The organism is Pristimantibacillus sp. PTI5 (assembly GCF_048572955.1).
Classification (GTDB): Bacteria; Bacillota; Bacilli; order Paenibacillales; family Paenibacillaceae; genus Pristimantibacillus.
Map to the genome: position 1 here is coordinate 3,452,804 of NZ_CP183886.1, position 24,110 is coordinate 3,476,913.

Annotated in this window: 20 protein-coding genes; 8 read left to right on the forward strand and 12 right to left on the reverse strand. The window is 50.4% G+C overall.

Annotated elements, in window-relative coordinates; genetic code table 11:
* Positions 1–132: 132 nt before the first annotated feature.
* Positions 133–330 carry a sporulation protein Cse60 gene (locus ACN6MW_RS15600; RefSeq protein WP_419876152.1) on the reverse strand — a complete coding sequence of 66 codons (198 nt, stop codon included), beginning with the start codon at positions 328–330 and terminating at the stop codon, positions 133–135.
* A 350-nt stretch (positions 331–680) separates the two neighbouring features.
* Between ACN6MW_RS15600 and ACN6MW_RS15605 the strand changes: the two genes are divergently transcribed.
* Entirely contained in the window at positions 681–2,060 is a 1,380-nt protein-coding gene (locus ACN6MW_RS15605; RefSeq protein ID WP_419876153.1) for an asparaginase, read from the forward strand.
* A gap of 20 nt (positions 2,061–2,080) precedes the next feature.
* Positions 2,081–4,270: an asparaginase domain-containing protein gene (locus ACN6MW_RS15610; RefSeq protein WP_419876154.1), complete on the forward strand. Its 2,190-nt coding sequence runs from the start codon at positions 2,081–2,083 to the stop codon at positions 4,268–4,270.
* 93 nt (positions 4,271–4,363) lie between these two features.
* Here the strand turns inward: ACN6MW_RS15610 and ACN6MW_RS15615 are convergent, their stop codons facing one another.
* Both ACN6MW_RS15615 and ACN6MW_RS15620 read right to left on the reverse strand, forming a co-directional pair.
* Positions 4,364–6,205 carry an alpha/beta fold hydrolase gene (locus ACN6MW_RS15615; protein ID WP_419876155.1) on the reverse strand — a complete coding sequence of 614 codons (1,842 nt, stop codon included), beginning with the start codon at positions 6,203–6,205 and terminating at the stop codon, positions 4,364–4,366.
* A 69-nt stretch (positions 6,206–6,274) separates the two neighbouring features.
* Positions 6,275–6,793: a TetR/AcrR family transcriptional regulator gene (locus tag ACN6MW_RS15620; RefSeq protein WP_419876156.1), complete on the reverse strand. Its 519-nt coding sequence runs from the start codon at positions 6,791–6,793 to the stop codon at positions 6,275–6,277.
* Between the two features lie 203 nt (positions 6,794–6,996).
* On the opposite strand from ACN6MW_RS15620, the gene ACN6MW_RS15625 reads away from it, so the two are divergent.
* The gene (locus tag ACN6MW_RS15625) at positions 6,997–7,641 is read left to right on the forward strand and encodes a hypothetical protein (protein WP_419876157.1); all 645 of its coding nucleotides are present in this window, start codon (positions 6,997–6,999) and stop codon (positions 7,639–7,641) included.
* A gap of 660 nt (positions 7,642–8,301) precedes the next feature.
* On the opposite strand, the gene ACN6MW_RS15630 is transcribed toward ACN6MW_RS15625, so the two are convergent.
* The 3 genes from ACN6MW_RS15630 to ACN6MW_RS15640 all read right to left on the reverse strand — a co-directional run bounded on the left by ACN6MW_RS15630 (position 8,302) and on the right by ACN6MW_RS15640 (position 11,280).
* The gene (locus tag ACN6MW_RS15630; RefSeq protein ID WP_419876158.1) at positions 8,302–8,862 is read right to left on the reverse strand and encodes a DUF6143 family protein; all 561 of its coding nucleotides are present in this window, start codon (positions 8,860–8,862) and stop codon (positions 8,302–8,304) included.
* Positions 8,863–8,940: 78 nt separating this feature from the next.
* Entirely contained in the window at positions 8,941–10,302 is a 1,362-nt protein-coding gene (locus tag ACN6MW_RS15635) for a glycoside hydrolase family 43 protein (protein ID WP_419876356.1), read from the reverse strand.
* Positions 10,303–10,572: 270 nt separating this feature from the next.
* Positions 10,573–11,280 (reverse strand): peptidylprolyl isomerase, encoded by a 708-nt coding sequence (locus tag ACN6MW_RS15640; RefSeq protein WP_419876159.1) that lies wholly within the window; start codon positions 11,278–11,280, stop codon positions 10,573–10,575.
* Positions 11,281–11,633: 353 nt separating this feature from the next.
* On the opposite strand from ACN6MW_RS15640, the gene ACN6MW_RS15645 reads away from it, so the two are divergent.
* The 3 genes from ACN6MW_RS15645 (at position 11,634) to hisS (ending at position 18,373) form a co-directional block, all read left to right on the forward strand.
* Positions 11,634–15,764 carry a glycosyl hydrolase gene (locus tag ACN6MW_RS15645; protein WP_419876160.1) on the forward strand — a complete coding sequence of 1,377 codons (4,131 nt, stop codon included), beginning with the start codon at positions 11,634–11,636 and terminating at the stop codon, positions 15,762–15,764.
* A 222-nt stretch (positions 15,765–15,986) separates the two neighbouring features.
* On the forward strand, positions 15,987–16,757 hold the full coding sequence (locus tag ACN6MW_RS15650) for a CPBP family intramembrane glutamic endopeptidase (RefSeq protein WP_419876161.1): 771 nt from the start codon (positions 15,987–15,989) through the stop codon (positions 16,755–16,757).
* Positions 16,758–17,056: 299 nt separating this feature from the next.
* On the forward strand, positions 17,057–18,373 hold the full coding sequence (hisS, locus tag ACN6MW_RS15655) for a histidine--tRNA ligase (RefSeq protein WP_419876162.1): 1,317 nt from the start codon (positions 17,057–17,059) through the stop codon (positions 18,371–18,373).
* 270 nt (positions 18,374–18,643) lie between these two features.
* Here hisS and ACN6MW_RS15660 read toward each other — a convergent pair whose 3' ends face one another.
* From ACN6MW_RS15660 to ACN6MW_RS15675, 4 genes are all read right to left on the reverse strand, one after another.
* Positions 18,644–19,138: a glutathione peroxidase gene (locus tag ACN6MW_RS15660; RefSeq protein WP_364150115.1), complete on the reverse strand. Its 495-nt coding sequence runs from the start codon at positions 19,136–19,138 to the stop codon at positions 18,644–18,646.
* A 132-nt stretch (positions 19,139–19,270) separates the two neighbouring features.
* Entirely contained in the window at positions 19,271–19,762 is a 492-nt protein-coding gene (locus tag ACN6MW_RS15665) for a hypothetical protein (protein WP_419876163.1), read from the reverse strand.
* A 127-nt stretch (positions 19,763–19,889) separates the two neighbouring features.
* Positions 19,890–20,870 carry an aldo/keto reductase gene (locus ACN6MW_RS15670; protein ID WP_419876164.1) on the reverse strand — a complete coding sequence of 327 codons (981 nt, stop codon included), beginning with the start codon at positions 20,868–20,870 and terminating at the stop codon, positions 19,890–19,892.
* A 77-nt stretch (positions 20,871–20,947) separates the two neighbouring features.
* Positions 20,948–21,397: a MarR family winged helix-turn-helix transcriptional regulator gene (locus ACN6MW_RS15675; RefSeq protein ID WP_419876165.1), complete on the reverse strand. Its 450-nt coding sequence runs from the start codon at positions 21,395–21,397 to the stop codon at positions 20,948–20,950.
* Between the two features lie 204 nt (positions 21,398–21,601).
* Here ACN6MW_RS15675 and ACN6MW_RS15680 point away from each other — a divergent pair, with 204 nt between their 5' ends.
* Positions 21,602–21,838: a DUF6953 family protein gene (locus ACN6MW_RS15680; RefSeq protein WP_364150127.1), complete on the forward strand. Its 237-nt coding sequence runs from the start codon at positions 21,602–21,604 to the stop codon at positions 21,836–21,838.
* A gap of 102 nt (positions 21,839–21,940) precedes the next feature.
* On the opposite strand, the gene ACN6MW_RS15685 is transcribed toward ACN6MW_RS15680, so the two are convergent.
* The gene (locus ACN6MW_RS15685; RefSeq protein ID WP_419876166.1) at positions 21,941–22,348 is read right to left on the reverse strand and encodes a DUF1761 domain-containing protein; all 408 of its coding nucleotides are present in this window, start codon (positions 22,346–22,348) and stop codon (positions 21,941–21,943) included.
* Between the two features lie 267 nt (positions 22,349–22,615).
* On the opposite strand from ACN6MW_RS15685, the gene ACN6MW_RS15690 reads away from it, so the two are divergent.
* Positions 22,616–22,981: an IDEAL domain-containing protein gene (locus ACN6MW_RS15690; RefSeq protein ID WP_364150133.1), complete on the forward strand. Its 366-nt coding sequence runs from the start codon at positions 22,616–22,618 to the stop codon at positions 22,979–22,981.
* Between the two features lie 116 nt (positions 22,982–23,097).
* Here the strand turns inward: ACN6MW_RS15690 and ACN6MW_RS15695 are convergent, their stop codons facing one another.
* Positions 23,098–24,087, reverse strand: coding sequence for a 2,3-diaminopropionate biosynthesis protein SbnB (locus ACN6MW_RS15695; protein ID WP_419876167.1), 990 nt, complete (start codon positions 24,085–24,087; stop codon positions 23,098–23,100).
* Between the last annotated feature and the right edge of the window lie 23 nt (positions 24,088–24,110).

Consider the following 24,110-nt stretch of genomic DNA (forward strand, 5'->3'; position numbering starts at 1 on the left):
CCAGACAGAATGCGGAAAAATAATTCCCACTTATCTCTTTTTATGCCACGAATGTCCTGTTCCTCGTTCCCCTGCGTCTCTTTCGTTACAAAATGATCCTGACGGGGCTTAATGGTGGATCACCTTCTTTCTTCATTGCTTTTGCGGATTTTGCTTATAGACGACTAAAATGGTGCTTCGTTGATACGTATTGCCGGAAGTGGCTGTCTTGATCATGGAACCGTAACAAATGTTAATGACTTGATCGTCATCCAGCTCCGCCAAAAAATCGTTTGCTCTTTTTTCGGCAAAAACCGTATCCGTATCGATAAACTCTTTTACCTGAATCATGCTGTTTCACCCCGCTTTCCGAATAGACAGATAGGCATCCCGCCTTGGTAGCGGAATGCCTGCTCACGTCCACCATAGCACTGGGGGATGTGGGTGTCAATCGGAATAAATAACCCAACCCATGCCCGTGGAATTAGTCGTATGGAGTCGAAATTATGCAAGTTAATGTAAGTTTATATAACATATAGATACTTTAATATAGTAAGGAACAAAGTCAAAATTTAAGTAAAATCAAGTAAAAGCTTGTTGTATACGCTTTATTGATCGTTTTTGTGTTTGTTAGATTATATTACATATAATAGAATGTGGAAGTAGTTAGAGAGAAATATATAACATTGGAGGAGAAGAACATGACACAGATTGTAAAGAAAGAGTTAGCTAAGAAGGTTCTTGTTCCATTGCTGGTGCTTTCGCTGTTAGCGGCAATGGTTGGGGTAATGGCAAGTAACAGCTTTGTACGCGCAGAGGAAGCGCCTCAGCTGCCCACCTTTAATATTCCGGCTCTTTCATCTGAGCACCAGGCATCCAGTCTGCCTAATGTTATTGTTGTCGCAACCGGGGGCACGCTTGCGGGAAAAGCGAGAAATGATGATCCTACCAATTTTCAAAACTATGCAGCGGGTACATATCTGATGTCGGATTTGGTTGCTCAGCTTCCTAAGAAGGATAAAATAGCCGATGTCTCTACCTTCCAATTCGGAAATAAGGGTTCAGGCGGCTACACCATTAAAGAGCTTTATGATTTATCTCTGGCTGTTGATGCCGCTCTAAAAGTTTATGACAGCGCGGTTGTTACGACGGGTACGGATACCATGGAGGAAATTGCTTATTTCCTTGATCTTACGGTACGTAGCGAGAAGCCGGTCGTTGTAACGGGCGCAATGAGACCGTGGGATGTTATTGGCACGGATGGACCTGCTAACCTTTATCAAGCCATAAAGGTTGCCGGCAGCAGCAAGACGAAATGGTTCGGTACCGTGGTTATGCTGAATGATGTTATTTATGCGGCTCGTGAGGTAACGAAAACAAATGCACACCGCAATGATACTTTTGACGCTCCTATGTTTGGCGCTCTAGGTTATGTAGACGATCCTGCTGTACGCATTTACCGTGCTCCTGCAAGAGCGGCTAAAGCAGGTACGCCGGCTTGGTCATCCCCGTTTGATCTCAAAACCATCTCTAAGGACAGCCTTCCGCTTGTTGAAATCGTATATAGCTACCAAGAGGCAGGCGGCGGTTCTATTCGCGGTTTGGTCGAGGACGGCGCAAAAGGTATCGTAACGGCAGGCACGGGGGCAGGCGGCATATCGTCGCAGCTGAGCGCAGCCCGTACAGCGGCAATTAGGGATAAGGGCGTAGTATTCGTATCGACAACGAGAACTGGCTCCGGTTCGATCTATGACAGCGGAAGCGGCAGCGTTATTGGAGGAGATAACCTCAATGCGGCGCATGCCCGTATGATGCTGCTGCTATCCCTTGCCTTTACAAATGATGTGAGCCAAATTAGAAGCTGGTTTACGACCTTCGGCACACAGGATGTTGAAATATCAGTGGATGAAAATACCGTGCTGAGCACTTCGGTTGAAGAACCGATTGTTGAGCCTGCCGTAACGGAGCCAGCAGTTACTGAGCCTACTCCGACTACAGAGCCTGTGGTTACCGAGCCTTCGCCGACTACGGAACCGGTTACTACGGAGCCTACGCCTGAAACAGCACCGGTGATGCCATAATTTTGGGGAGGAGTACGGTTATGACCATAATAAGCCAATCAAAATTAACGAAGAAGATTTTCGTTCCTCTCCTCATTGCGGCCCTTCTCGGCACGGTTCTGACGGGTTACGCCCATTCGGTTCGTGCAGAGGTAGCGGCGCCTGTGCTGCCGACCTTTGATATTCCGGCATTGTCTGAGGAGCATAAAGCCTCGGTGCTGCCCAATGTCATTGTTGTAGCGACAGGCGGCACATTAGCCGGGCAAGTGAGAAATAGCGATCCTACAAATTTTCAAAACTATGCAGCGGGCACCTACAAAATAGCAGATATGGTTGCCCAGCTCCCGAGAAAAGACAAAATAGCCGATGTCTCCACCTTTCAATTCGGGAACAAGGGGTCAGGCGGCTACACGATGAAAGAGCTTTATGATTTATCGCTTGCCGTAGACGCGGCTCTTGCGGTCTATGACAGCGCGGTTGTAACGACGGGTACCGACACGATGGAGGAAATTGCTTACTTTCTCGATTTGACGGTGCAAAGTGAAAAGCCTGTCGTCGTAACGGGGGCGATGAGGCCTTGGGACGCGATTGGCACAGATGGTCCGGCCAACCTTTATCAGGCGATTAAGGTAGCCGGCAGCGGCAAAACCAAATGGTACGGCACGGTCGTCATGCTGAATGACGTCATTCATGCGGCCCGCGAGGTAACGAAAAGCAATGCGCATCGCATGGATACGTTTGAGACGCCTATGTTTGGCGCTTTGGGTTACGTCGATGATCCGGCGGTACGCATTTATCGTTTGAATGCCCGTGCGTTAAAGGCGGGGGATGCCGATTGGGCAACGCCGTTTAACTTAAAGACGATTTCAAAAGAGAGTCTGCCGAAGGTGGAGATCGTGTACAGCTACCAAGAGGCTGGCGGCGGCGCGATTCGGGCATCGGTTGAAGATGGCGCGAAAGGAATCGTGACGGCGGGCACGGGTGCGGCTGGGATTTCGTCAAAAATGAGCGCAGCACGCTCCGCGGCCATTAAAGATCATGGCGTCACATTCGTATCGACGACAAGAACGGGCTCCGGCACGATTACCGGCGGAGGCAGCGGCATTATTGCAGGGGATAACTTGAACCCGCAGCATGCCCGAATTATGCTGATGCTGTCGTTGGCATTTTCGAATGATTTTAATACGGTGAAGAACTGGTTCGAGACCGTGGGCACGCAAGACATTACATTAGATGTAGCCGAGACTCCTACTACTCCTGGAGGAGACGGCGGATCTGGAGGATCCGGCGGTACTGAAACGAATTCGGGCCAGGTTACCATCGGAGCCGGCAGTGCGGGTACCTTGGGCTTGGATGACAGCGTCACGGTTTCTGTTCCAGCAGGAGCGACAAAAGAACAAATGCAGCTGTCCATTACGAAGTTGACGGGCACGGGCGGCATTGTGGAATCAACAAGCCAGCTGGCATCGCCGATTTTTGAAATACTCAAAACCATATCAGCGAATTTCCTGGTTCCCGTCACGCTGACCTTTAAATTTGATCCGGCACTCATTAAGGAAGGTAAAGTAGCCTCCGTATTCTATTATGATGAGACGAAGAAACAGTGGATCGAAATGGGCGGAACCGTGAGCGGCAGCAGCATTGAAGTGAAAACCGATCATTTTACCAAGTTTGCCGTGTTTGCGGTGGATAAAAAAGAAGGCGCCTTTACGGATATTGCCGGACACTGGGCGGAGGCGGCCATTAAAGAAGCTGTTGCTTCCGGCATTGTAAAAGGCTATATGGACGGTAACTTTAAGCCGAATAACACCGTTACGCGGGCGGAATTTGCCGTGATGCTGATGGGCGCATTAAAAGCAGAGGGCGAGGGTGCGGCGCTTGCCTTTACCGATCAAGCCAAAATTGCGGCATGGGCGAAGGAAGCGGTGGCGCATGCGGTCAAAGCGGAAATTATTAGCGGATATCCAGACGGAACCTTCCGTCCAGGCGCTAATATTTTGAGGATGGAAATGGTGTCAATGATTGCAGGCGGAGCAGGGTTAACCTTGGATCCGAATGCGGTAACCAGCTTTGCCGATAACGATGATATTCCGGCATGGGCGATGGGGGCTGTAAAAGCAGTTAGCGACAAAGGCATCATTCAAGGGCGCACAGGCAATGTATTTGCGCCAAAAGCTACGGCGTCTAGAGCGGATGCCATTACGGTAATTATGAACATGCTTAAAAAGTAAAGTCATGGTATGAATCACCGGAAGGGCGGTTCCCTAAGGTCTGTGAAGACCTTAAGGAGCCGCCTTTTTCTGCGCTGCGGCAATAAACGGCCCTTACATTGAAGACGAAAGCCCGGCTTGCCGGATAAGTTCCGCCGTCTCGGCCGGATGTGAAATGGGAAAGTGGTGGCCGCGAGCAATCCGCTTTGTGGGAATTTGATCGTAAGCCTCTGGCAAGGAATACGCCTGGTCGAATGTGCCCCAAATTATGCTGATTGGTTTGCTGGTCCAGCTTGCGGGTTGAAGCTTGAAGTGCTTAGCCTCGGTCAATGCCGCAAGCGTATCGGCTAATGCCGCTCTGACCCGGGGAGAGAGGAGCTCGTTTCGTACGTATTGCATGTAGCCGGCCGGGATTTCCTCGACGCTTTCAAAGCAGCCTTGCGATAGGAGATTATTGCGCAGCGTGTTAGCTGGAACCTTTGTTAGAAGCAAGCGATTCACGCTTGGAATGCGGTAGCGGCCGTTCGCTTGATGAAATGCGGGCTGCAGCAAATGTACGGCGTGAATCCGTTCAGGAATCCGCTCCATAACCTGGGCTGCCAGCAGTGCGCCGTAAGAATGGCCGATTAAAGTAACGGGCTCCGCTTGTGAAAGGACGGCTGCGATGATCGCATGGACATGTCCCTCGATGACGTTTGCGCCATGGCGGTAATACGGTGTGCGTCCGAAGCCGGGCAGATCGGCAATCCACACGTTGTGCTCATGCAGCTCCGATGCAAGCGGGAGAAGGCAGTCTGCTCCGCTAAAGGTGCCGGGCAGCATCAGGACGGGATTGCCGCGGCCCGTCTTCTCCATTGTAGCGAGTGGCCCGCGTCTGCCGCGCACGAAGCCTGGGCGAACAGGGCTTCCATGCGACAGGCGGTAATCCAAGTCGGCTATGACATGGGGCAGAACGGAGGCGTTCACGGCTGCCGGAAGGCTGTATTTTCGCTGGATTCGCCTTGCTGATTCCGTGGGGAAATCCGTATTTACGATAAAGCTGAGCGACTGCTTGGGTATGCCTGCTTTACTGCCTAATGAAGTGCTGAACAGCTTGGTTAAAAAGGATAAGGAGATCGAACCGATAGGCGCGGGGACGCGGAGCTCCTTGTTAATGATTCGGATAAGCTCGGTCATGCTGGGGCTTTGGTCCTGCTCATCCAGTAAATAGTAGGTTTCATTAACCGGCTGCCGTTCATTTGCTAATGCAGCGATGAAAGCTGCCGCGTGATCGACGTGAACGAGCGGAAGCCAATGCTTCCTGCCGCCGGGAACGGTGCCCATCAGCTTCCGTCTGGCGGATGCGATTAAAATGCCGAGCCCGCCGGTTTGTTCTGTATTTCCGGTAGCGGAATCGCCGATGACTACGCTGGGGTGCACGACGGAAAGAGGATAGCCGGATTCCTTGGCTTGCTTGCGGATATGGAGATCGGCGGTTATTTTCATGCGCTCATAAGATGATTCATGCTCTAATAGCTTCATTATTGCAGAGGGTTCATGCCAATTCTGATCGGTTACGGGACTTTTAAAGCCGACGACATGAATAAAATGGCGAAGAACGCCATTCTTATAAAGCTCGTCGGCGAGCTCCCCTAAATAAACGGCGGCATCTAGGAATACTTGCTTGGCAAGCTGTTCATTCAGCAAAATATCCATGGGGCCGCCTGCGTGAATAATGACGTCTGCGGCTTGAATGGCTTGCCGGTCGCTTGACGATAATCCGAGTCCCGGCTGCGTCAAATCGCCGCTAACAGCAGATAAGAAGCGGGATGTTTCTTCACCTAGCTGCTGAACGAGCTTGGTAAACCTGCTGTGTGATCGTACCAATGCCGTAATATGATGGCCTTGTGCCGCGAGCTGCCTAACGATGTGGGTACCGACAAAACCTGTTCCGCCGGTAATGAAAATATGAGCCATATTGTTTTCACTCCTTAAGTTAGTAATTAGTATTTATAGTACTGAACAGTACTAATTGGTTCAAAAAAATTACTTTAGCATGGAAGCTAAAGCATGAAGCGATTGCTGCAATATTGTTGATTCCGGGTTGGTATGCTGCAGGAATAGCCCGCCTTCAACCGTAGATAAAATCAAGGCTGCCATCGGCTGCGGCGGCAGCTTGCTGCTGAATTCATTGGCTGCGATGCCCTCTGTAATCAGCTGTTCGAGAACCGTAAGCTGCCTGCTGAAAAAACGGCTGATTTGTTCGCGAACCGCCCCTGCCTCCTTGGGAGTTTGCGTATAAAGCGTCAGGAAGGGACAGCCGCCTAGGCAATCGGCGTCTTGTTCAATAAGCACCTGCATCAGCCTCATCAGCCGATCCATAACAGGCTGTTCCGATTGAGCGGCTATATGGGCTATAAGCGCTTCGTATTGATCCGTCATTCGTTGAATAATTGTGGACAAGAGTTCCTCTTTGCTTTTAAAATAATAGTAAATATTGGTCTTGGATACTTTGCTTTCCGCGACGATGTCGTCCATGCTGGTTACAAGGTAGCCTTTGCTCAAAAAAAGGCTGGCTGCGGTTTGCAGCGCAATTTCTCGATTGGAAGTTTTTGTTTTAGTGTTCATATTAGTACTATATAGTTCTAAAATTAAGTTGTCAATTATTTATTGGCTATAGGGGATTTTTTGGGGGGTCAATGCGGCAGCGCCTGCATACGGATAAGTTCATATACTAATCATTTCGTTAGAATGGAGAGGGGATTTAAATGACGCAGGCGATAAGAAGCGTACCTGGAGCTGCGGTGCGCGGAACGGCATCGGGTGTTTTATTTATGTCGTTTTTCGGTACATTATGGGCGTATACAGGCACAATGGGATTGCGGGGCTGGGGAACTTCTTTGTTTTTAACAGCAGCGCTTGTCATTGGGGCCGCTTTGTTTTTTGGCGGGATTTCGTTAATACGGTCATCAAAGGCATTACCGGTTCAGAGCATAGAAGGGGATGCGCGGACCGGGAAGCGGATGAGGTTTTGGTTTAACATTAATTTTGCGGCAGAGGGAATTGCTATATTCATCGCCATTGCTGTCTGCAATGCGATCCATCGCAGTGAGCTTATGCCGATCATAATCGCAATTATAGTCGGCATACACTTTTTTCCGCTGGCGTCTCTCTTTGGAGTTAAGTTTTATCATTTTACAGGCGCGTTTCTGTGCTTGCTGGCTGTCATTACATGGCTGTTCGTTCCTGAGCGGATTACGGTAGGGTCGCATCAACTCGATTCCTACTTGTCTATCGTCGGCTTTGGCTCTTCTATTATTTTATGGATAACGGGCTTTGCCATATGGATGACGGGAAGAAGGCTTCTGACAGGTGTTCCGCGTGAACAAACTAGTGGTTTAAGCCAAAATTAAAGGACTGTCTCCGGAGGTCGAAAACCTTAGGAGCAGCCTTTTTTTTATGATAAAAAGTAAAAAGAAAGAAACCGTTCGCAGCTGAAATGGAAGTGCCGCCTAACCGCATACGCAAGGTGACGATTTAAGCCAGGGCGTTTGCAGTGACGCAGGCGGGGCAGTTGCAGTAACATGGACGGTCGCAGTAAGGCTATCGCAAATATAGGTTCTCTGCCGAAGGCTCGTTTGAAGATGATTGGCGGCTTAACCCCCAAGGGGGTTAGCAAAGCTGGAGCAATATAAGTGCAGGCAAGGTTCTACACTGCAGTTTCTGCAATGTAAGGGCGGCAAATTCGTAGAATTGAAGGGTACGTTGTAGTTTCTGCAATGGGAGTGCCTATTTTCAAACGGTTGGGAGCAAGCGGAGGCTATTCTGCTGTAGTAAATGCACTGTAGCTAAAATGAAGCGGCGGTTTCTGGAATTCTGATGTAGAAACTGCAGTGTACCGGTTGACTGCGACTGAGAAGAGGCCCATAGTCCGGAATACGAACATGAAAAACCCATGATCACGGATTTCGACCATGGGGTATCCGCACATATAACAAGTCTTAAGACATACCGAACGTCTTTCCGGCGTTAGAAAACCAGTTTACACAGGTGTGACCGCATATACCAGCCCCTTAATACACGCCATGGGCCTCTTCCCACCAGCCGACGGAAATGACGGCAGGGGCGGTGCGGTTCATGGAGCTTGTTAACGTAAAGAGTATGGCTTTGCCGGGCCCGATAATCCAGTGGCCTGCTTTCTCGCTGGAAATGCTCGAATAAGAGGGGATAACTCTGGTGGAGACGGGCACGGCGGCCAGCGCAGTCGTATCGAGACCGCTGCCAAATTGCACCTGTCCCCGGGGCAGCGGCGCCGGGGACAGGGCTAAGTTGGCTGTTGAGACCTCATGGGACTGCATTCCGCGCGTGGGCAAGCTTGAGCAGAAGCAAATTTGCGACACAAGATGATCATCCGACAGGTTGCTCAGCACATAAAGATCCAAATAAAGATTAACGCCGGAGTGTGGGGGGTTGACCAGCGCCCCCCAGGTCCGGTTTGAATCGTTTGGATTCAACTGATCGGTCTCGCCCAAAAAATACTTTCCTTGCAGCGACTTATTCAGCGGATTCGTCAAATTGACCACGCTGACAGGGCCGTAGCCGTACATGGCTTCACCATCCTTTTTTTGCAGCACGCTTATACTCCACCATATGACGGGATTCCGGTAACATGCCTGCGAATCCGAGTGAGAGCAAAGCTGTGCAAGGAATGGCTATTCCTTAGAGACGTGGCTGCCCCAAATCGCAATGCCTTCTGGGGAGAGCGCGCTGAAAGTCATCACATAGCTGAGCGTGCCTTCATTCCATTGGCGCAGCAGCGAGCCTTTATATAAAGTGCCGTCAATGGACAGCTCAAGCGTAAGGTCGCCTGTGCTTTTCCAAGTGCCGCTAACGCTGCCGGAGATACTGCCGTCTTTGCCAAGGGCGATGAGATTGGCTTGTTTCACATCCGCTGTAATGTCCTTCCCGTGATTCACGTATTTATATTCGCCTGCGATTTCCTCTGCATTGACAGGCTCGGCCGTTTCACCCGCATAACGATGGGGAGCAATCACGGGCCAGCCGTCCGTATTCATAAGCATTTGATGCACTCTCACCTCATGGCCTTCGCCGCGCGAGGGGAAGCGGGTGTGGAAGATGATGAACATTTTGCCCGTCTCCGGATCGATATAAGTAGAATTATGGCCGGGCGATGCGTATCCCGTTCCGATATTCGCTATCTCGCCGTCTACGTTGTCCATTTGAAAGTTGCCCATGAGTTTCACTCCGTAAGGGGCGATAGAAACGTCGTCGAAAAGCGTTCCGGCAGCGCCGAATGCGTTGATCATATCCTGGCCCTCGGCGTCAAGAAACGGACCGTCAGGCTTCTTCGAGCGTGCGACGCGGATGTTGTAGCCGCCAGTTGAGTCAAGCCCGCCATAGGAGAGGAACAGGTAATAATAGTCGGTTTCTTTGCTGTACATCATATACGGCGCTTCGATACGGCTGTGGTTGTTGCCGAGCAGCCGTTTGCCGTAGCCTTGGCCGGGATGGGGCAGACCGGTTTTCGGATCCATTTTCATAATGAAAATCCCGCCGGAGTAAGAGCCGTACACCATCCAGAGAACGCCGTCTTTATCGTAAAATAAATTAGGGTCCACTACGTTTGGATGAATCGTCGCATCGTATACGGTACCATCCTCGCTCGCTTCATTCCACATGCCGGATTTCAAAATCGTACCCTTATTCGTATAAGGGCCCTCTACATGATCCGCAACCGCATAGCCGAGCACGGAACGAGGGGAATCGCCTTTGCACATGCTGTAATACATATAAAATTTGCCGTCCGGCAGCTGGATGACGTCGCCAGCCCAGAAGGTATCGGTTTCTGCCCACGCCAGCTCCTCGCCCATCTCCGTTAACACATCGGGAATGATTGGATTTCCTTCATAAACGCTCGAGTTGAGCTGCTCCCAGGACATCAGGTCTGTAGACTTCGCGACAGCCAGATGGGAACCGAAAATGTAAAAGGTATCATCGACTTTAATAATGGATGGATCGTGTACGGACGCATCGGCGAACGCGGGTTCTTCCATTGTAACCGCTTCCGAATTTGCTTGGCCGGAAGTTTTGGCTGAAGCCGCAGGCTGCGCGCTCTCCGTGTTTTTCGCCGCATTTTCGGCATTGACGCCGCTGCATGCGCCCATAAAGGCCATCATACATACGGTGAGCAAAATAATCGTTGGTTTCCTCAAAATCGTTAATCCCCCTTGATTGCCTAAGTTGATTATACATTCATTAATCGATTAATGAATTTATTATACTATAGGACATAAAAAAAGAGAAGGGCTATGCCCTTCCCTCTCTTATTTTGTTTTTGTCGGCTCTTCAAAAGTCATGCCAAGCGTGTCTACCGTTACTTTTTTCATGGAAATCGGGTTATCCGGACGATCATTAGCGCCTTTCGCCTGGTTAACGATTTCGTCGACGGCTTCCATGCCTTCCGTTACTTTGCCGAAAGCGGCATATTCATTATCCAGCGACGGAGCATCGGCTACCATAATGAAAAACTGCGAGCCGGCTGTGTCCGGATCATTGGTGCGGGCCATAGAAAGTATTCCGCGCGTATGCTTCAGCTTGTTCTCGAAGCCGTTGCTGTTGAACTCGCCGGGAATGCTGTAGCCTGGTCCGCCCGCGCCGGTTCCGTCAGGATCTCCGCCTTGAATCATAAAGCCTGGAATAACGCGGTGAAAAATGACGCCGTCATAGAAGCTTTTATTAATAAGGGAAATAAAGTTGTTTACGGAATTTGGAGCAACCTCCGGGTAAAGCTCCAGCTTGATGATTTTGTCGTTGCTCAGCTGAATCGTTACGACAGGATGCTTGTCCGGACCTGAAAGGGCAGGGCCGTCCTCGGCAGGCGCTTCCGTAGGCGTTGTCGTGTTGGCGGTACCGCCGTTCGAACCGGTCGTTTCGCCGTTATTCGGAGTTTTGGTTCCGCCGCAGCCTGCTACAACGACTAAAATAAGCGAAAGGAGCAGCATCATTCCGAGGCGTTTGTTTTTCAAAAGCATGTTCAATATCCTCCCTGTATTTGCGAATGGAAACGGGCGATTGCCGACAGAAGAAGACGGCCGCCGTTTAGCATTGTCCAATTTGTATAATAGCATATTGCTTGAATTAATTGCGAATATCTTACGCCGGCATGGAGACGATGGGGTCATTCAGCTAGCTTCGATTCCGGTTAAAAGGCCTAATAATCAACCTAACAAAATAACAAATTATACAATTGAAAATCATTTTAAACCTATAAAAGCTAGTACAGACCATTTTTTTCTATAGTATCAGACGATATACTAGAAATTAAGCGCTTACATATCTCAGTCATAAGCAATAACAAAAATAACAAAATTACAGGAGGCTTAGAATGAAGAAAATACGTAAGTGGATAGCTGGGGTCATTGCGCCTGTACTTGTCTTATCGGCTGCCATGCCTGCTTTTGCTCAAACAGCGGCGGCGGATGTTCAAGGGCACTGGGCACAAACGGCCATCGAGAGATGGCAGGACAACGGGGTCGTGAAAGGATACAAAGACGGCTCCTTTGGACCGAATAAGAGTATCACGCGTGCGGAGCTGGTCACGATTATTAATGCAGTGCTGGGATTCAAAGCCCAATCCGGGCAGCTGTTTTCAGACGTAGAGGCATCGGCATGGTACGCGAAATCCGTTTCCGCGGCCCGCGCGGCGGGCTACTATGAAGGATTTCCTTCGAATAAGGCCAAGGCGATGGATGCCGTCACCCGTCAGGACGCGGTAGTTCTTCTGGCGAAGGCTTTTCAGCTAAATGGAATTGGGAGCGCTTCCTTTAAGGATGAGGATGAGATAGCCGGCTATGCAAAAGCGGCGGTCGGCGCCTTATCCGGTGTGTTAAACGGTTATAAGGATGGTTCCTTTAAACCGAAAGGCCAATTGACGAGGGCCGAGCTTGTGTCGGTCATTGATAAGCTTGTTGAAGGGTACTACCCGCAAGCAGGCGAATTTGCAGGTACGTCCGCGGCGGGCAGTGTCGTTGTCGGCGGGGCCGATGTCGTGCTGAAGGACATGACGATCTCCGGCAATTTGTATTTGACGTCTGCGATAGGCGATGGCGATGCGAAGCTCGAGAATGTTACCGTTAAAGGTAAAACATTCGTATGGGGCGGGGGCGTAAACAGCGTGACGGTTGATCATTCTACGTTGGCGGAAGTAGAGGTTAACCGGGAGGAGGGGCCCGTTCGCGTCCTCTTCAGCAACGGCTCAACCGCGCAGCATGTAGCGGCGGACAGCGAATTTACGCTGGAGCTAAACGCAGGCACGCGTATTGAGGGCCTTACGTTAAATGCTGGCGCAAGCGGTACGCTGCTGAAAGGCCAGGGCGATGTAAAAAAAGCTTCTATACGGGCTGACGGCGTCAAGCTGAACGGGAGCGAGCTCAAAAAAGGCGAGGCAGCGATAAAAAATGGCGTCGTTGAAGCGGCTTCGCCAGGGTCTGGCTCAGGCAGCGGCGGCAGCGCGGAGCGGGTAGAGAACTTGGTCGATCCGGATGCCACGGACTATACGAAATCCTTGTTTGCTTATTTGGATGATGTGCGCGGACAGCAGGTGCTGTTCGGCCACCAGCACGCGACGACGGAGGGCTTATCCTTTACGAACACAACTGGGACGCAGTCCGATGTTAAAAACGCGGTCGGCGATTATCCGGCGGTATTCGGCTGGGATACGCTTAGCTTGGAGGGCAAAGAAAAGCCGGGTGTGTTTAATGACTACGAGCAAAGCAGAATCAATCTTATCGCCAAAATGAAAAAAGCGCATGAGCTCGGCGGTATCGTTACGTTAAGCGCCCATATGCCCAACTTCGTAACGGGCGGGAGCTTTAATGATACGGCAGGCTCGGTCGTTCAGCATATTTTGCCGGGCGGCGACAAGAATGGGGACTATAACGCCTTTCTCGATCAAATCGCTTTGCTTGCGGGCAACTTAAAGGATGATGACGGTAAGCTGATTCCGATGCTGTTCCGTCCCTTCCATGAACAGAATGGCGGCTGGTTCTGGTGGGGTGCCAAGACGACCACAACGAGCGAGTACGTCGAAATATACCGGTATACGGTTGAATATTTGCGCGATCAGAAGGATGTGCACTCCTTGTTGTACGTTTATTCGCCAAACGGAACCTTTGCCGGCAGCGAAGCCAACTATTTAACGACTTACCCTGGCGACGACTATGTAGATATCCTTGGCATGGATCAATACGATAATCAGCAAAATCCAGGGAGCGAGACATTTTTAAATCTATTGGTCGATGATTTGGCGATGGTCTCGAAGCTGGCGGATGCGAAGGGGAAAATTGCGACGTTCTCCGAATTCGGCTATAGTCCGCAGGGCATGCTGCAGCAAGGGAATGCGGATACGGCGTGGTTTACGAGAATGCTGAACGCGATCAAATCCGATCCGGACGCAAAGCGGATTTCTTACATGCAGACCTGGGCGAATTTCAGTGCAAACGGCAACTTATTTGTTCCTTATCGCAATGCACCGGAGCTGGGCGACCATGAGCTGTTGAGCGATTTGGTTGCTTACTATAACGATCCGTATACCGCGTTTGCTGCGGAGGTCGGCGAAGTTTACGACAAACAAATCAAAGCTGCGGCAGAGCAGCCTTACCTTCATGTTGCAACTCCTGTTCATCAAAGCACGATAAAAGAAAACGTGACGCTCGTTCGTGCGCGGGTGCTGAACGAGTCCCCTTCCAAAGTTGTGTATATAGCAGAAGGCGGGACGGCCGAAGTGCCGATGAGCTTGGACGGCGATGGCTTTTATTCGGCAAGCTGGTCTCCTTCAGGCGAGCAAAACGGGAAGACGGCCGCCATTACCGTAAAAGTTTATAAACAAAACGACGTAGTGCTGGAGCAATCGGTTTCCGTTTTTATCAAAGCCGATGAAATCACATTGAAGTCGTACACCTTTGATGACCATATTGACGGTATTCAAAATAATGGCACATGGCCCGATACGATGTCTCTCGCGCTTGCGCATGAGAACTTTAACGGGAGCGGCGCGCTTAAGCTTAATGTGACCGGTGCCGCGCAAAGCGACGGCTGGCAGGAATTTAAGCTGGAGCTGACGGATGCGGCGAGCGCCGTGCCTCTTGCTTCCGTAAATCGAGTGAAATTGGATGCGTGGATTCCGGTGTCGGCAGGCTCTGCCAATGCGAATGCGAGCTTGCGTACGGTCGTAATGCTTCCTCCGGATTGGTCGGATGCGGGGAAATACGGCATGCTGACAACAGAAGAAAAGTTGGCTGACTTAGAAAAAGTAACGGTTAACGGCGTGGAATACGCGCGTTATTCCGCGGCGGTTGATATGAATGACGCAGCAAAGTCAGCCGAGGCAACGGGCCTTGCTTTATCGGTTATCGGAAGCGGGCTGCAGTTTGACGGCCCGATTTATATCGATAATATTCAGTTAATCAACAGTTATTTTGAACCTCCGGTTATTCCTTCATTAGTGGATAATTTTGAAGGCTATCAAGGCGTTAACGCCGCGCTGCAGGCGAAGTTCGTGAAAGCCGGCGGGGATTCGGTTGCAGTCAGCCTCGATCCTGCACATGAGAGTGGCGGCAATTATGCCATGAAATTCGATTATTCGTTAGCGGGCTCCGGATATGCCGGAATTACAAAAGGGCTTGGCGGCGTGGATTGGTCTGCGTTTAATAAGCTGAAATTTTGGATCGTCCCGGATGGCTCCAATCAGAAGCTCGTGATCCAGCTGAAGGTAGACGGTGTGTCTTATGAGGCGTACCCGTCTCTGGCAGGAACCGCTGGGGAATGGGTGACCCTTCACTTTAATGAATTTGCGGTTGCCCCATGGGATACAGGCAATGCGGGCAAAAAAATCAACAAGCTTAGCCTGAAGAATGTGCAGGATTTCTCTATCTACGTGAACGCGGTATCGGGTGCAACGCTCAGCAGCAGCTTGTACTTTGATGATATCGAGGCCATAAACGACGGAACCGGCGGGGTGCCGAACGGGGGTGACGGAGCGGGAAGCGCGCCTTCGCCTGCGGGAACCTTGTACGACTTTGAGAGCGACACTTCGGGCTTTATCGTAGAAGCGAACGAAGCAAGCGCGGCTGCTCCGATTATTACGATGGATGCTGCAGCCGGCGGCACGCATTCGTTGAGCTCTTCCTTCAGCTTGGCGGGAACGGGCTTTGAGCTTACTAAGGTATCGGCGCTTGATGTATCTGCGGTCGATGCCATAAGCGTAAAGGTGAAGCTGTCAGCGGGAACAGCCAACATGCGGTTATATATAAAGACGGGCACGAACTGGACCTGGTTCGATAGCGGTCCGGCCGTCAGCGTCGATCCGTCTGAATTCAAAACATTGACGATTCCGTTAAGCGGCGTCCAAGGACGTGATGCCGTGAAGTCAATCGGCATTAAGATCGAACCGACAAGCGGCTCCGGCACCGCAGCCGTCTACGTGGATGATATCACGCTCAGCGTAAACGAAACCTGACCAAAACGAAGCCTAACAAGAAACCCCGGAGGCGATGGGCAAATGCCGATCTCCTCCGGGGTTTTGCCGTGCTCTAGTAATTATAGCGCCGGAACGTCGCGTCGCTCTTATTTATTTTGAAAGGGAAACGGGTGAAAGCGAGAAAATAAGCAGGGGATAAGCGGGATATAGCGAATATATTTTTGAGGTTATCAACCAACATAGACAGGAAGGGTTCGACCTATGGGCGTAGTATTAGCATGGATTGGTTTTTTGATTATCGATATCTATTTTAATCTGGTTCCGCTGCTATATCCTCTTAATACGGTGTTATGGCTGATGTATGCATGCTTCTTTTTTGTATTAGCCCATCATGTAGCTATGCTGACAGGTCTGAAGGGGATTAGCGCTTTGGGAGTCAAGGCTCATTATGGCTGGAAAAGAAACCTTCGAATCGGCTTTTTATTCGGCGCAGGCATTTGGGCGGCGATGTACTTGCTATTATGGATATTTGGCGATTTTCAGGTTGAGGGAATAAAAAAAGCGCCTCAAGCTATTATTTTTATGGTAGAAGCGTTGGCGGGCATGTTTCTCGGTTCGCTGATCAATGATCTCATCGTGAGAGGTTATGTGTTCGCTCATCTCAAGGGGAAAATACGAAATATGAATTTATTGCTGCTATCCACATTTATTTATGCATTGGATGATGTCTGGTTAGTTGGATTCAGCGTTCAAAATACCATTTTTTCCGTCCTATTGGGTTTGACTCTCGGTTACGTACTGCTCAGATCGGGCTCTATTTGGATGAATACGGGGATTCATATGGGCTTGAATGTGATGTATTGTATCGTTTACGGTATCCCGGGCCGCGAGGCTGCGCAAGGACTGATATTGACCGCGCCGGGGAATGCCCACTCTTTTTTGCTCGAAAATGCCCACATCTTTGCGGCTGTTCTGCTGCTGCTGGTCATCTTGCTGGCATATGGCCGTTTGCGAATAAATTCGACAGCTTAGGGAAAGAACCTGTTGTTGACAGACTCCTCCGATAAAAATCATGATTTAGATGCTGCCAGGTATTGCGCGATCAGCTCCGGTTCGCTATAATCACTGTAATTCAGTCGAAGGGAATGGGTATCATGTACAAATTCCAATTGAATCAGCTTCATCATTTCATTAGGCGTTAGCACACCTGAACAACATTCAGGGTGGGCTAGCGCTTCTCGCGTTGGCCTCCCTGCAGCATACGATGCGCGCAGGACCAAGAGGTCCTGCGCGTTTTTTTTATTCCATTAACCGAGAGGGGATTGATCGTGATGCAAAATGTGAAGGGGACTTATGATTATTTTGGCAAGGAGCAGGCGCTAAGGAGTCAGCTCCAAGCGACGCTGCGGGAAAAGTTTGCGCTTTATGATTTTGATGAAACGGTGACGACCGAGCTGACCGATCTTGGGTTTTTGACCTCTAAATATGCAGGCGGCGATGAAATCGTAAAGGAAATGTACCAGCTGACGGATAGGCGGAAACGACGATTAGGCTTGCGCTATGACTTAACGATACCTTTTGCCAAGGTGATGGCGCTGAATCCGGGAATAGAATTGCCTGTGAAGCGCTATGAAATTGGAAAGGTGTTCCGTGACGGGCCGGTTAAACGCGGGAGATTACGGGAATTCTTGCAATGCGACGCCGATGTGGTCGGTGTCAAGGGGCCGGAAGCAGAGGCGGAGCTCATGCAGCTGGCGGTTGACGTGTTCCGGACGCTTGGAATAGGCATTCAGCTGAAATGGAATAACAGGCGGTTTCTCGGGGAGATACTGGAAACTGTTCATATTTCTGCGGAGGAAGCGTTGTCGGTCATGCTGATGCTGGATAAGCTGGCCAAAATCGGCGAGGCTGGCGTAAGAGAAGAGCTCCTTCAGAAGAATTTGGCTGAAGACGCGATTGCTGCGATAGAAGAGCTTCTTGCGCTCAAGGAGCCGACCTTGGAGAAGCTGATGGACAAGTACGGTCTTTGGAACAGCAGAGGTGCGCTGGAGGTGCAAGCCGTTCACGAAATTTTATGCAAAATCGGACTGGGGCAGGCATGCGTGTTTGATCCCTTTCTCTCGCGCGGGCTTTCGTTTTATACGGGCACCGTTTATGAAATATTCGACGCATCGGGAGGCTACGCCTCAAGCCTGGGGGGCGGCGGCCGGTATGATGCTATTATTGGGCAGTTGATAGGCAGGGAGGAAACGGAATACAGCGCGGTGGGCTTGTCGTTTGGCGTGGAATCGATGATGGCGCTGCTCGGAGAGCGCTCTGCCGAGGCGGCTGAGGCGCCAGTTGTCCTCATCCCTATCGGAGTAACCGCGGCGGAGCTGCTGCAAACGGCTGCCGAGCTGCGCGCAAGCGGGATTCGGGTGAAGCTCGATACGAGCGGGCGGAAGCTGAAAAATATTTTGGCTTCGGTATCAAGCGGCGGGGCAAGGTACGCGCTGCTGGCGGGAGAAACGGAATGGAAGTCGGGCAAGCTGCGCTTGAAGGATCTGGAGGAGCGGATCGAGAGAGAAGTAAGCGTTGATGAAGCGATCTATTGGATTGAGAAGCAATTGGGACTGCCCTATGATCAACGTTCGAGCAGACTGCCTTAATCCTCCCTGTAAATAAAAAAGAATCATCCGCGCACGAAATTTATTTATGAGGGTCAAAATAAAGGCGTTTATTTTGTCGGAAGGGCGATGTTGAAGCTTGGCGGCACCAACAGCAATCATGCAGTGGTTCATGAGTTTATGAAAAAGGTAGAAGAAGCGTTGAAGTGAGAGGAATTAAACGGAGGAGGAAGAGGTTGCCTGATGCGGGGGCATCTCTTATCTAGAAAAGAGCAGCCTAGAACTTAAAGGTTCTAGGCTGTTTGTCGTGTATTAAGCATGGGTAGGCGTCTTAAGCAGCTTCTGAATGTGGCTTTCGATTTTCTCGGGGGTATCTTTGGAGCCGAAGCGTTTCAGCACTTTTCCGTTTTGATCCACGAGAAATTTGGTGAAATTCCACTTGATTGCCCGGGAGCCTAGAAAACCGCGCGCGTCATTCGTGAGGCGCCGGAAAAGCGGGTGCGCAGTGCTGCCGTTTACATCGATTTTTGCGTAAAGCGGAAAGGATACGCCAAAGTTGATCTCACAGGCTTCAGCGACTTGGCTGTCATCGCTGAGCTCTTGATTCGCGAACTGGGAGGACGGAAAGCCGAGTACCGAGAAACCTTGCTTGCTGTACGTATCATGAAGCTTTTGGAGACCCTTGAACTGGCCCGCGAAGCCGCATTTGGTTGCCGTGTTTACGATCAGCATGACCTTCCCCTTATAAGGCGCGAGGGTCTGTGCTTCTCCTCTGATCGTCTTCACTTCAATATCGTACAAGGACATGTTGGAAACCTCCAATAACCGATTTATATTTTTTATAATTTAATTGTACACAATTTAAAATAGAGTGTCAATCGCAAAAAAAAGGAGGCTGCCCCATTACGCGGGACAGCCCTCTCATTCTATTTCCTATTATTAATAAATAACGTCGAGTGCGCCGGATTGAATAAGCAAACGTTTGGAAACTTCCTCGTCATCCGTGTCGGCGGCCAGCAGGAAATATCCCTTCTCAATGGCATCGCCCGCCGTCTTGGCATGCCTACCTTGAATGCCGATATCCTGCAGGACATTTTCGTTGCGTGTATCGTTATCCAAATCAGCCGTCCCTGCCACGAAGCCGGTTGGGCTTGCGCCGACTACTCCTGACCCTCCGGCGACATACCCTCCGGACACAAGGGGAGCCGCTCCGATTGGAGACACGAATCTGTCGCCGCCCCGTTCCTGAGCTTCCCTGATATCATAGACTTCATCAACGGGAATATCCGTTTGGCCGGACAGCAGCGGTGCGGCCTCTTTGTTTTTTACGACAATTTGAAGGTTTTGTTTATCCGTCCTCACTGCCTGAAACCTTTTGATCGCTTCCAAGACGCTTTCTTCCTTCTCGAAAATACCGATGGTCACCGTCATGGTGAGCCCTCCTCTCGATTCTTAGCCAATATGAGGTTACATTCCTTAATACCCTTCCCTCAAGACTTTGAATCGAGAGCGGGACCATAAGCAGATTCGTCCGGATTTGCCGATTGTTCAGCTGAGCTTAGCGTGACACGGCAAACCGTGAAACCTCGTTGATCTCGCTGAGCTCATCGGCTGTCAGCCGGAAGCGCATCGCCTTCACGTTCTGCTCGGCATGATGGATTTTCGAAGCTCCCGGGATGGCGAATACCGTCTCGCCATGCGCGTGTATAAGCCAATTGAGCGCGACCTGCGTCACGGTGGCATCATAGGAAACGGCGATCTGCTCCAGCAAGTCGATGAGCGGCCTAGAACGGTTCATGCTCCTGGCTTGAAAAGGGGGGCTCCATTTGCGGGGACCGCTGATCGCTTTGATAAGCGAGGGATCGTAATGGAACTTCCCGCTTAATATGCCCTGCTCGAGCGGAGAAAACGCGATAATGGCGCAGCCCAGCTCCTTGGCCGTTTCCAGAATGCCGTTTTGCTCGATGCGTCGATCCAGCAGGCTGTACTTCACCTGATTGGAAGCGAGCCGCAGGCCATGCTCCCGCAGGACGCGATCGGCCTCGCGCATTTGTTTGGCGGAGAAATTACTAACGCCTACATGCTGGATCTTTCCGGCCGCCGCCAGCTTGGCCATTTCCTTCATCTCGCTGCTTACGGAGGAGAGGGAGAAGGGCTGATGCACCTGATGCAGATCGATGGTCCGTCCCTCGAGCAGTCTCGAACGCTCGTTAATCGTGCTTCCTATGCTGCTCGCGGTGCGGAATAGCGGCCACCATTTGGTTGCGATGTAAACGGGGGCGTCAGCTGGGAGCGTTTCCCTTAGCGCGCGGGCAAGGAGCTGCTCCGATTGGCCGTTTCCGTAAATCTCGGCCGTATCGAACCAATTGATTCCGCCTTCGTAGCTTGTTTTGACGATGTCATTTATAATGCTGCCTTGCAGAACGGGCCAAAACTTCCCGATGAGGCCTTTGCCGTTGCTGAATTGCCAGCAGCCGAGGCCGAGCGGGGATAATTGCAGCTTTGTCGGGCCAAAGGGCCGGAGAATGGTTGAAGTCATAGCTTGTTCCTCCTAAGCAGGTGATGGCGGATAGAGCTTTTGCCGCCTAGAGACGCGTCGAAAGCCGATTATGCGTACTATTCCTTAGCCGTGCTTTGCTGCATCTTGTGAAGGAACTGATGCATGAGGGTGAGCAGAGCAGCGCCGTCTTCCGGGGTGCCGTCAAGCTTGCAGGCCAGCTGGTAAGGGAAATCGAGGGCATGCTCCTTCAGGGCTCTGCCTTGCTCCGTCAGCTCTACCAGCACGCTTCTCTCGTCATTGCGATCCCGTGTGCGCGTAATATGCCCGGCCGCTTCAAGCTTCTTGAGCAGCGGCGTTAACGTGCCTGAGTCGAGATAGAGCTTGTTGCCGAGCGCGGTTACCGTCACATGATCCTGCTCCCATAAAGCCAGCATCGTCACATATTGCGTGTAAGTAAGGTCTATTTTCTCCAGCATGGGCCGGTACAGCTTCGTAATTTCACGGGAGCAGGCGTAGAAAGCGAAACAGATTTGGTTATCCAGCTTTAAAATGTCGTTGCGGTCCATGTTGTGATCCTCCGTTTGGAAGGTGATTTTTAATCAGATGGTGAAGCGGCTTGCTTGCTAAGTTTAACAAAATTAAATTGTGATAAATATAATATAGTGGAATGGACAACGGGCTGTCAATGAACCGGAATTCGGCTTATATTGAAGACAGACGCCTAAATGTGCTATAGTTACAGCGTTTATTGGAGTAAAGGAGTGAATGGGATGTCCCGTACAGCTGAAGAGGTTGCGGAATGGATGCTGAGCGAATTAAAGGAAAAAGGCATTCTTCATCAAAGCGCTGCCGTGGAGCATATTAGAAGCCAATTTGGCGAATCGTTTATCTATGTGAATGAACACGGCAATCAATCGATTGATAAAGAAGTGAAAAAAATATTCCGTAAGCTGCATAAAGGTAAGGCGGCTTGGGAAAGAGACGGCTTCTTCTGGGGCTGGAGTTAAATTAGCTTCAAAATAAATAGAAGGGCGTTATTTCGCTGAGTTGGCTGAGCCTTTATCTCTTTTCAGCTAATAACGCCCCATTCTATTGAATGGCGGTATGGGTTATTGCATGCAGCCGATAATAAGGCCGGCGATCACGTATGAGATAAGGTGATAGCCAATCGTAATAAGATAGAGACCGAGCTTATGGCCTTCGAATAAGTAATTCATCCCGATTTTCAATGAAACGCTAATGCCGATCAGCAGCCCGATGACCAGACCCGTCCAAATCGTTGACTCGTCAGTAAGCGTGAGCAGCAATGCCAGGATAAACGAGCCGCCGAGCGCGGTTAGTGCTGTTAACACGTAAGTCATGGCCCCGCCGCCTGAGATTTCGTTCTTGGATAAGTTCCGATGTTTCATCCACGCATTGCCAAGTAAAACAGGAGAGTACCACAAGAAACCAAGTACCATTGTTGTTACTGTAGCAATCAGAACCGCCACGTAATTAATTTCTGCAAAATCCACCATTTTTCCATTTCCCCCCTTATGTCATACACTTCATCATTTTAACAGAAAAATACGGCTTCCGATGACCAGCGTCTAATTTTCGGCGAAGATCTTGACAAAAATAACTGTAACTATTAAACTTACAGTATGGAGTTAGCAACCAAGGCGTAATCGAAGGGTACTCAACGTAAGATCGGCAACTGCCGGTTGCGCTTGCTGCCTTAAATGTATTTAAAATTAACACAGTTGACGGGTAATCTAACTAATCGAGACAGGTGGTGTTGGAAGATGAAATTCAACATAAGCGACTGGGTGCAAGGGAAAACGAAAGACGGCGAGCTCATTCATGGATTTGTTGAAACGGTTGATATTTTGCAAGGGTTCGTGACCGTAAATGTTGTGAAATCGGATAATGAGGAAGTCATTGGGAAAATCGTTGCCGTAAGGTCGTCTTGGCTCAAAAACGTATCCGACATTACTTTAGATGATGCCCAGGTTTTTCAAAATTCAATCGACTTGGCATTAGATACCTGGGATGAGGAATGGTTTATGGAGCTTACAAACTCGCAGAAAGCCAGCGAAGCCGCAGGTAAAGCGGGAGATCGTTCGAAAGTGTATCCATTCCCTAAAAACCGGCTGGGACAATCCGCTTAACCATAAGCAGATGCTCCGAGTCTTAAACCATAGCATGAAAAAAAGGATGATGCCTGCTTCTAGCGGCTTCATCCTTTTTTTGTCGTATTAGCTTAATTTCGAGCGGAGAGGATGGATCATTTGAGCTCTAAACCGATTTGTAGCGCCTTTGCGCGACTTACGAAATGTTCAGCCAGCGCCATGTCGAATACGGCCATGCCCATTGGGCAAAATAATACGGGCTCATCGCTTGGCAGGGCCGCCAATGTGCTGCGGCATACCACATCCGCCAGAGACATGGTTTGGTTTCTGGTTAAGCCGTACTGAAGGTGCAGCAGCTCAATATCGGTATTTTCGCGGCAAACCTCATCCCAGTCATCCACGATAATCGCTTTGATGCCACTTATAGCCTCTGACCTGAAATCCCTTAAAGATACGTCGAGCAGAAGGCTTCCTGCTGCCGGAGGAATATCAATATAACGCTCCTTGGTCACCGTGCAGGTTATGACGAGGTCGCATTCCTTATATAATTGCTGCCAGCTGTCCGCAATATGCGTGCGGCTGCGCAGCGCGGTATCCACGCTGCCAAGATCGGGATCTTCCAAATCGCAGCCTCTTATATCATAAAGATAAATGTTTGCGAGATGCTCACCGAATAACCGGCAGCACATCTCGTAGTGAAGTCTGCCTATAGGCCCGAATCCGATAATGCCCAGCGTCATTTTCCGCTCCTTGCCTTGCGCATGCAAATAATGTCGGATAAGCAGGCCGCTGACGGCTGCGGTTCGAGCGGCGCTCGGCAGCGTTGTATTCAGCATTGCGTAAGGAATGCCGGTGTTTGTATCGTTAAGGAGAGTGACGCTGTGCGCGCGCGGCAAGCCGGCGTCAATATTGCCCGGAAAGCTGGCAATCCATTTGATGCCGGCGGTTTGCACGCTGCCGCCGACATAGGCGGGCATCGCTATGATCCGGTTGGCCGGATGACGGTACCGCAAGTAAGGCTTAATCGGCTGTGCATAATCCCCCGAATCCATAATCCGTAAGGCCGCCTCCATGCTGTCTACAAGCGCTCCCCAGTTCAGACCAATCGCTCGAATATGTTCATCGCCAAGATATAACACAGACATTGTCCTTTCTGATCTTAAATGTA

Bases quoted from the DNA above. Each gene is read 5' to 3' on its own strand.
- ACN6MW_RS15650 (WP_419876161.1), top strand. From the start codon at position 15,987: ATGGGCGTAGTATTAGCATGGATTGGTTTTTTGATTATCGATATCTAT.
- ACN6MW_RS15690 (WP_364150133.1), top strand. From the start codon at position 22,616: ATGAAATTCAACATAAGCGACTGGGTGCAAGGGAAAACGAAAGACGGC.
- ACN6MW_RS15660 (WP_364150115.1), bottom strand. From the start codon at position 19,138: ATGTCCTTGTACGATATTGAAGTGAAGACGATCAGAGGAGAAGCACAG.
- ACN6MW_RS15610 (WP_419876154.1), top strand. From the start codon at position 2,081: ATGACCATAATAAGCCAATCAAAATTAACGAAGAAGATTTTCGTTCCT.
- ACN6MW_RS15625 (WP_419876157.1), top strand. From the start codon at position 6,997: ATGACGCAGGCGATAAGAAGCGTACCTGGAGCTGCGGTGCGCGGAACG.
- ACN6MW_RS15615 (WP_419876155.1), bottom strand. From the start codon at position 6,205: ATGGCTCATATTTTCATTACCGGCGGAACAGGTTTTGTCGGTACCCAC.
- hisS (WP_419876162.1), top strand. From the start codon at position 17,057: ATGCAAAATGTGAAGGGGACTTATGATTATTTTGGCAAGGAGCAGGCG.
- ACN6MW_RS15685 (WP_419876166.1), bottom strand. From the start codon at position 22,348: ATGGTGGATTTTGCAGAAATTAATTACGTGGCGGTTCTGATTGCTACA.
- ACN6MW_RS15635 (WP_419876356.1), bottom strand. From the start codon at position 10,302: ATGGAAGAACCCGCGTTCGCCGATGCGTCCGTACACGATCCATCCATT.
- ACN6MW_RS15695 (WP_419876167.1), bottom strand. From the start codon at position 24,087: ATGTCTGTGTTATATCTTGGCGATGAACATATTCGAGCGATTGGTCTG.
- ACN6MW_RS15600 (WP_419876152.1), bottom strand. From the start codon at position 330: ATGATTCAGGTAAAAGAGTTTATCGATACGGATACGGTTTTTGCCGAA.
- ACN6MW_RS15670 (WP_419876164.1), bottom strand. From the start codon at position 20,870: ATGACTTCAACCATTCTCCGGCCCTTTGGCCCGACAAAGCTGCAATTA.
- ACN6MW_RS15640 (WP_419876159.1), bottom strand. From the start codon at position 11,280: ATGCTTTTGAAAAACAAACGCCTCGGAATGATGCTGCTCCTTTCGCTT.
- ACN6MW_RS15605 (WP_419876153.1), top strand. From the start codon at position 681: ATGACACAGATTGTAAAGAAAGAGTTAGCTAAGAAGGTTCTTGTTCCA.
- ACN6MW_RS15675 (WP_419876165.1), bottom strand. From the start codon at position 21,397: ATGGACCGCAACGACATTTTAAAGCTGGATAACCAAATCTGTTTCGCT.
- ACN6MW_RS15645 (WP_419876160.1), top strand. From the start codon at position 11,634: ATGAAGAAAATACGTAAGTGGATAGCTGGGGTCATTGCGCCTGTACTT.
- ACN6MW_RS15665 (WP_419876163.1), bottom strand. From the start codon at position 19,762: ATGACGGTGACCATCGGTATTTTCGAGAAGGAAGAAAGCGTCTTGGAA.
- ACN6MW_RS15680 (WP_364150127.1), top strand. From the start codon at position 21,602: ATGTCCCGTACAGCTGAAGAGGTTGCGGAATGGATGCTGAGCGAATTA.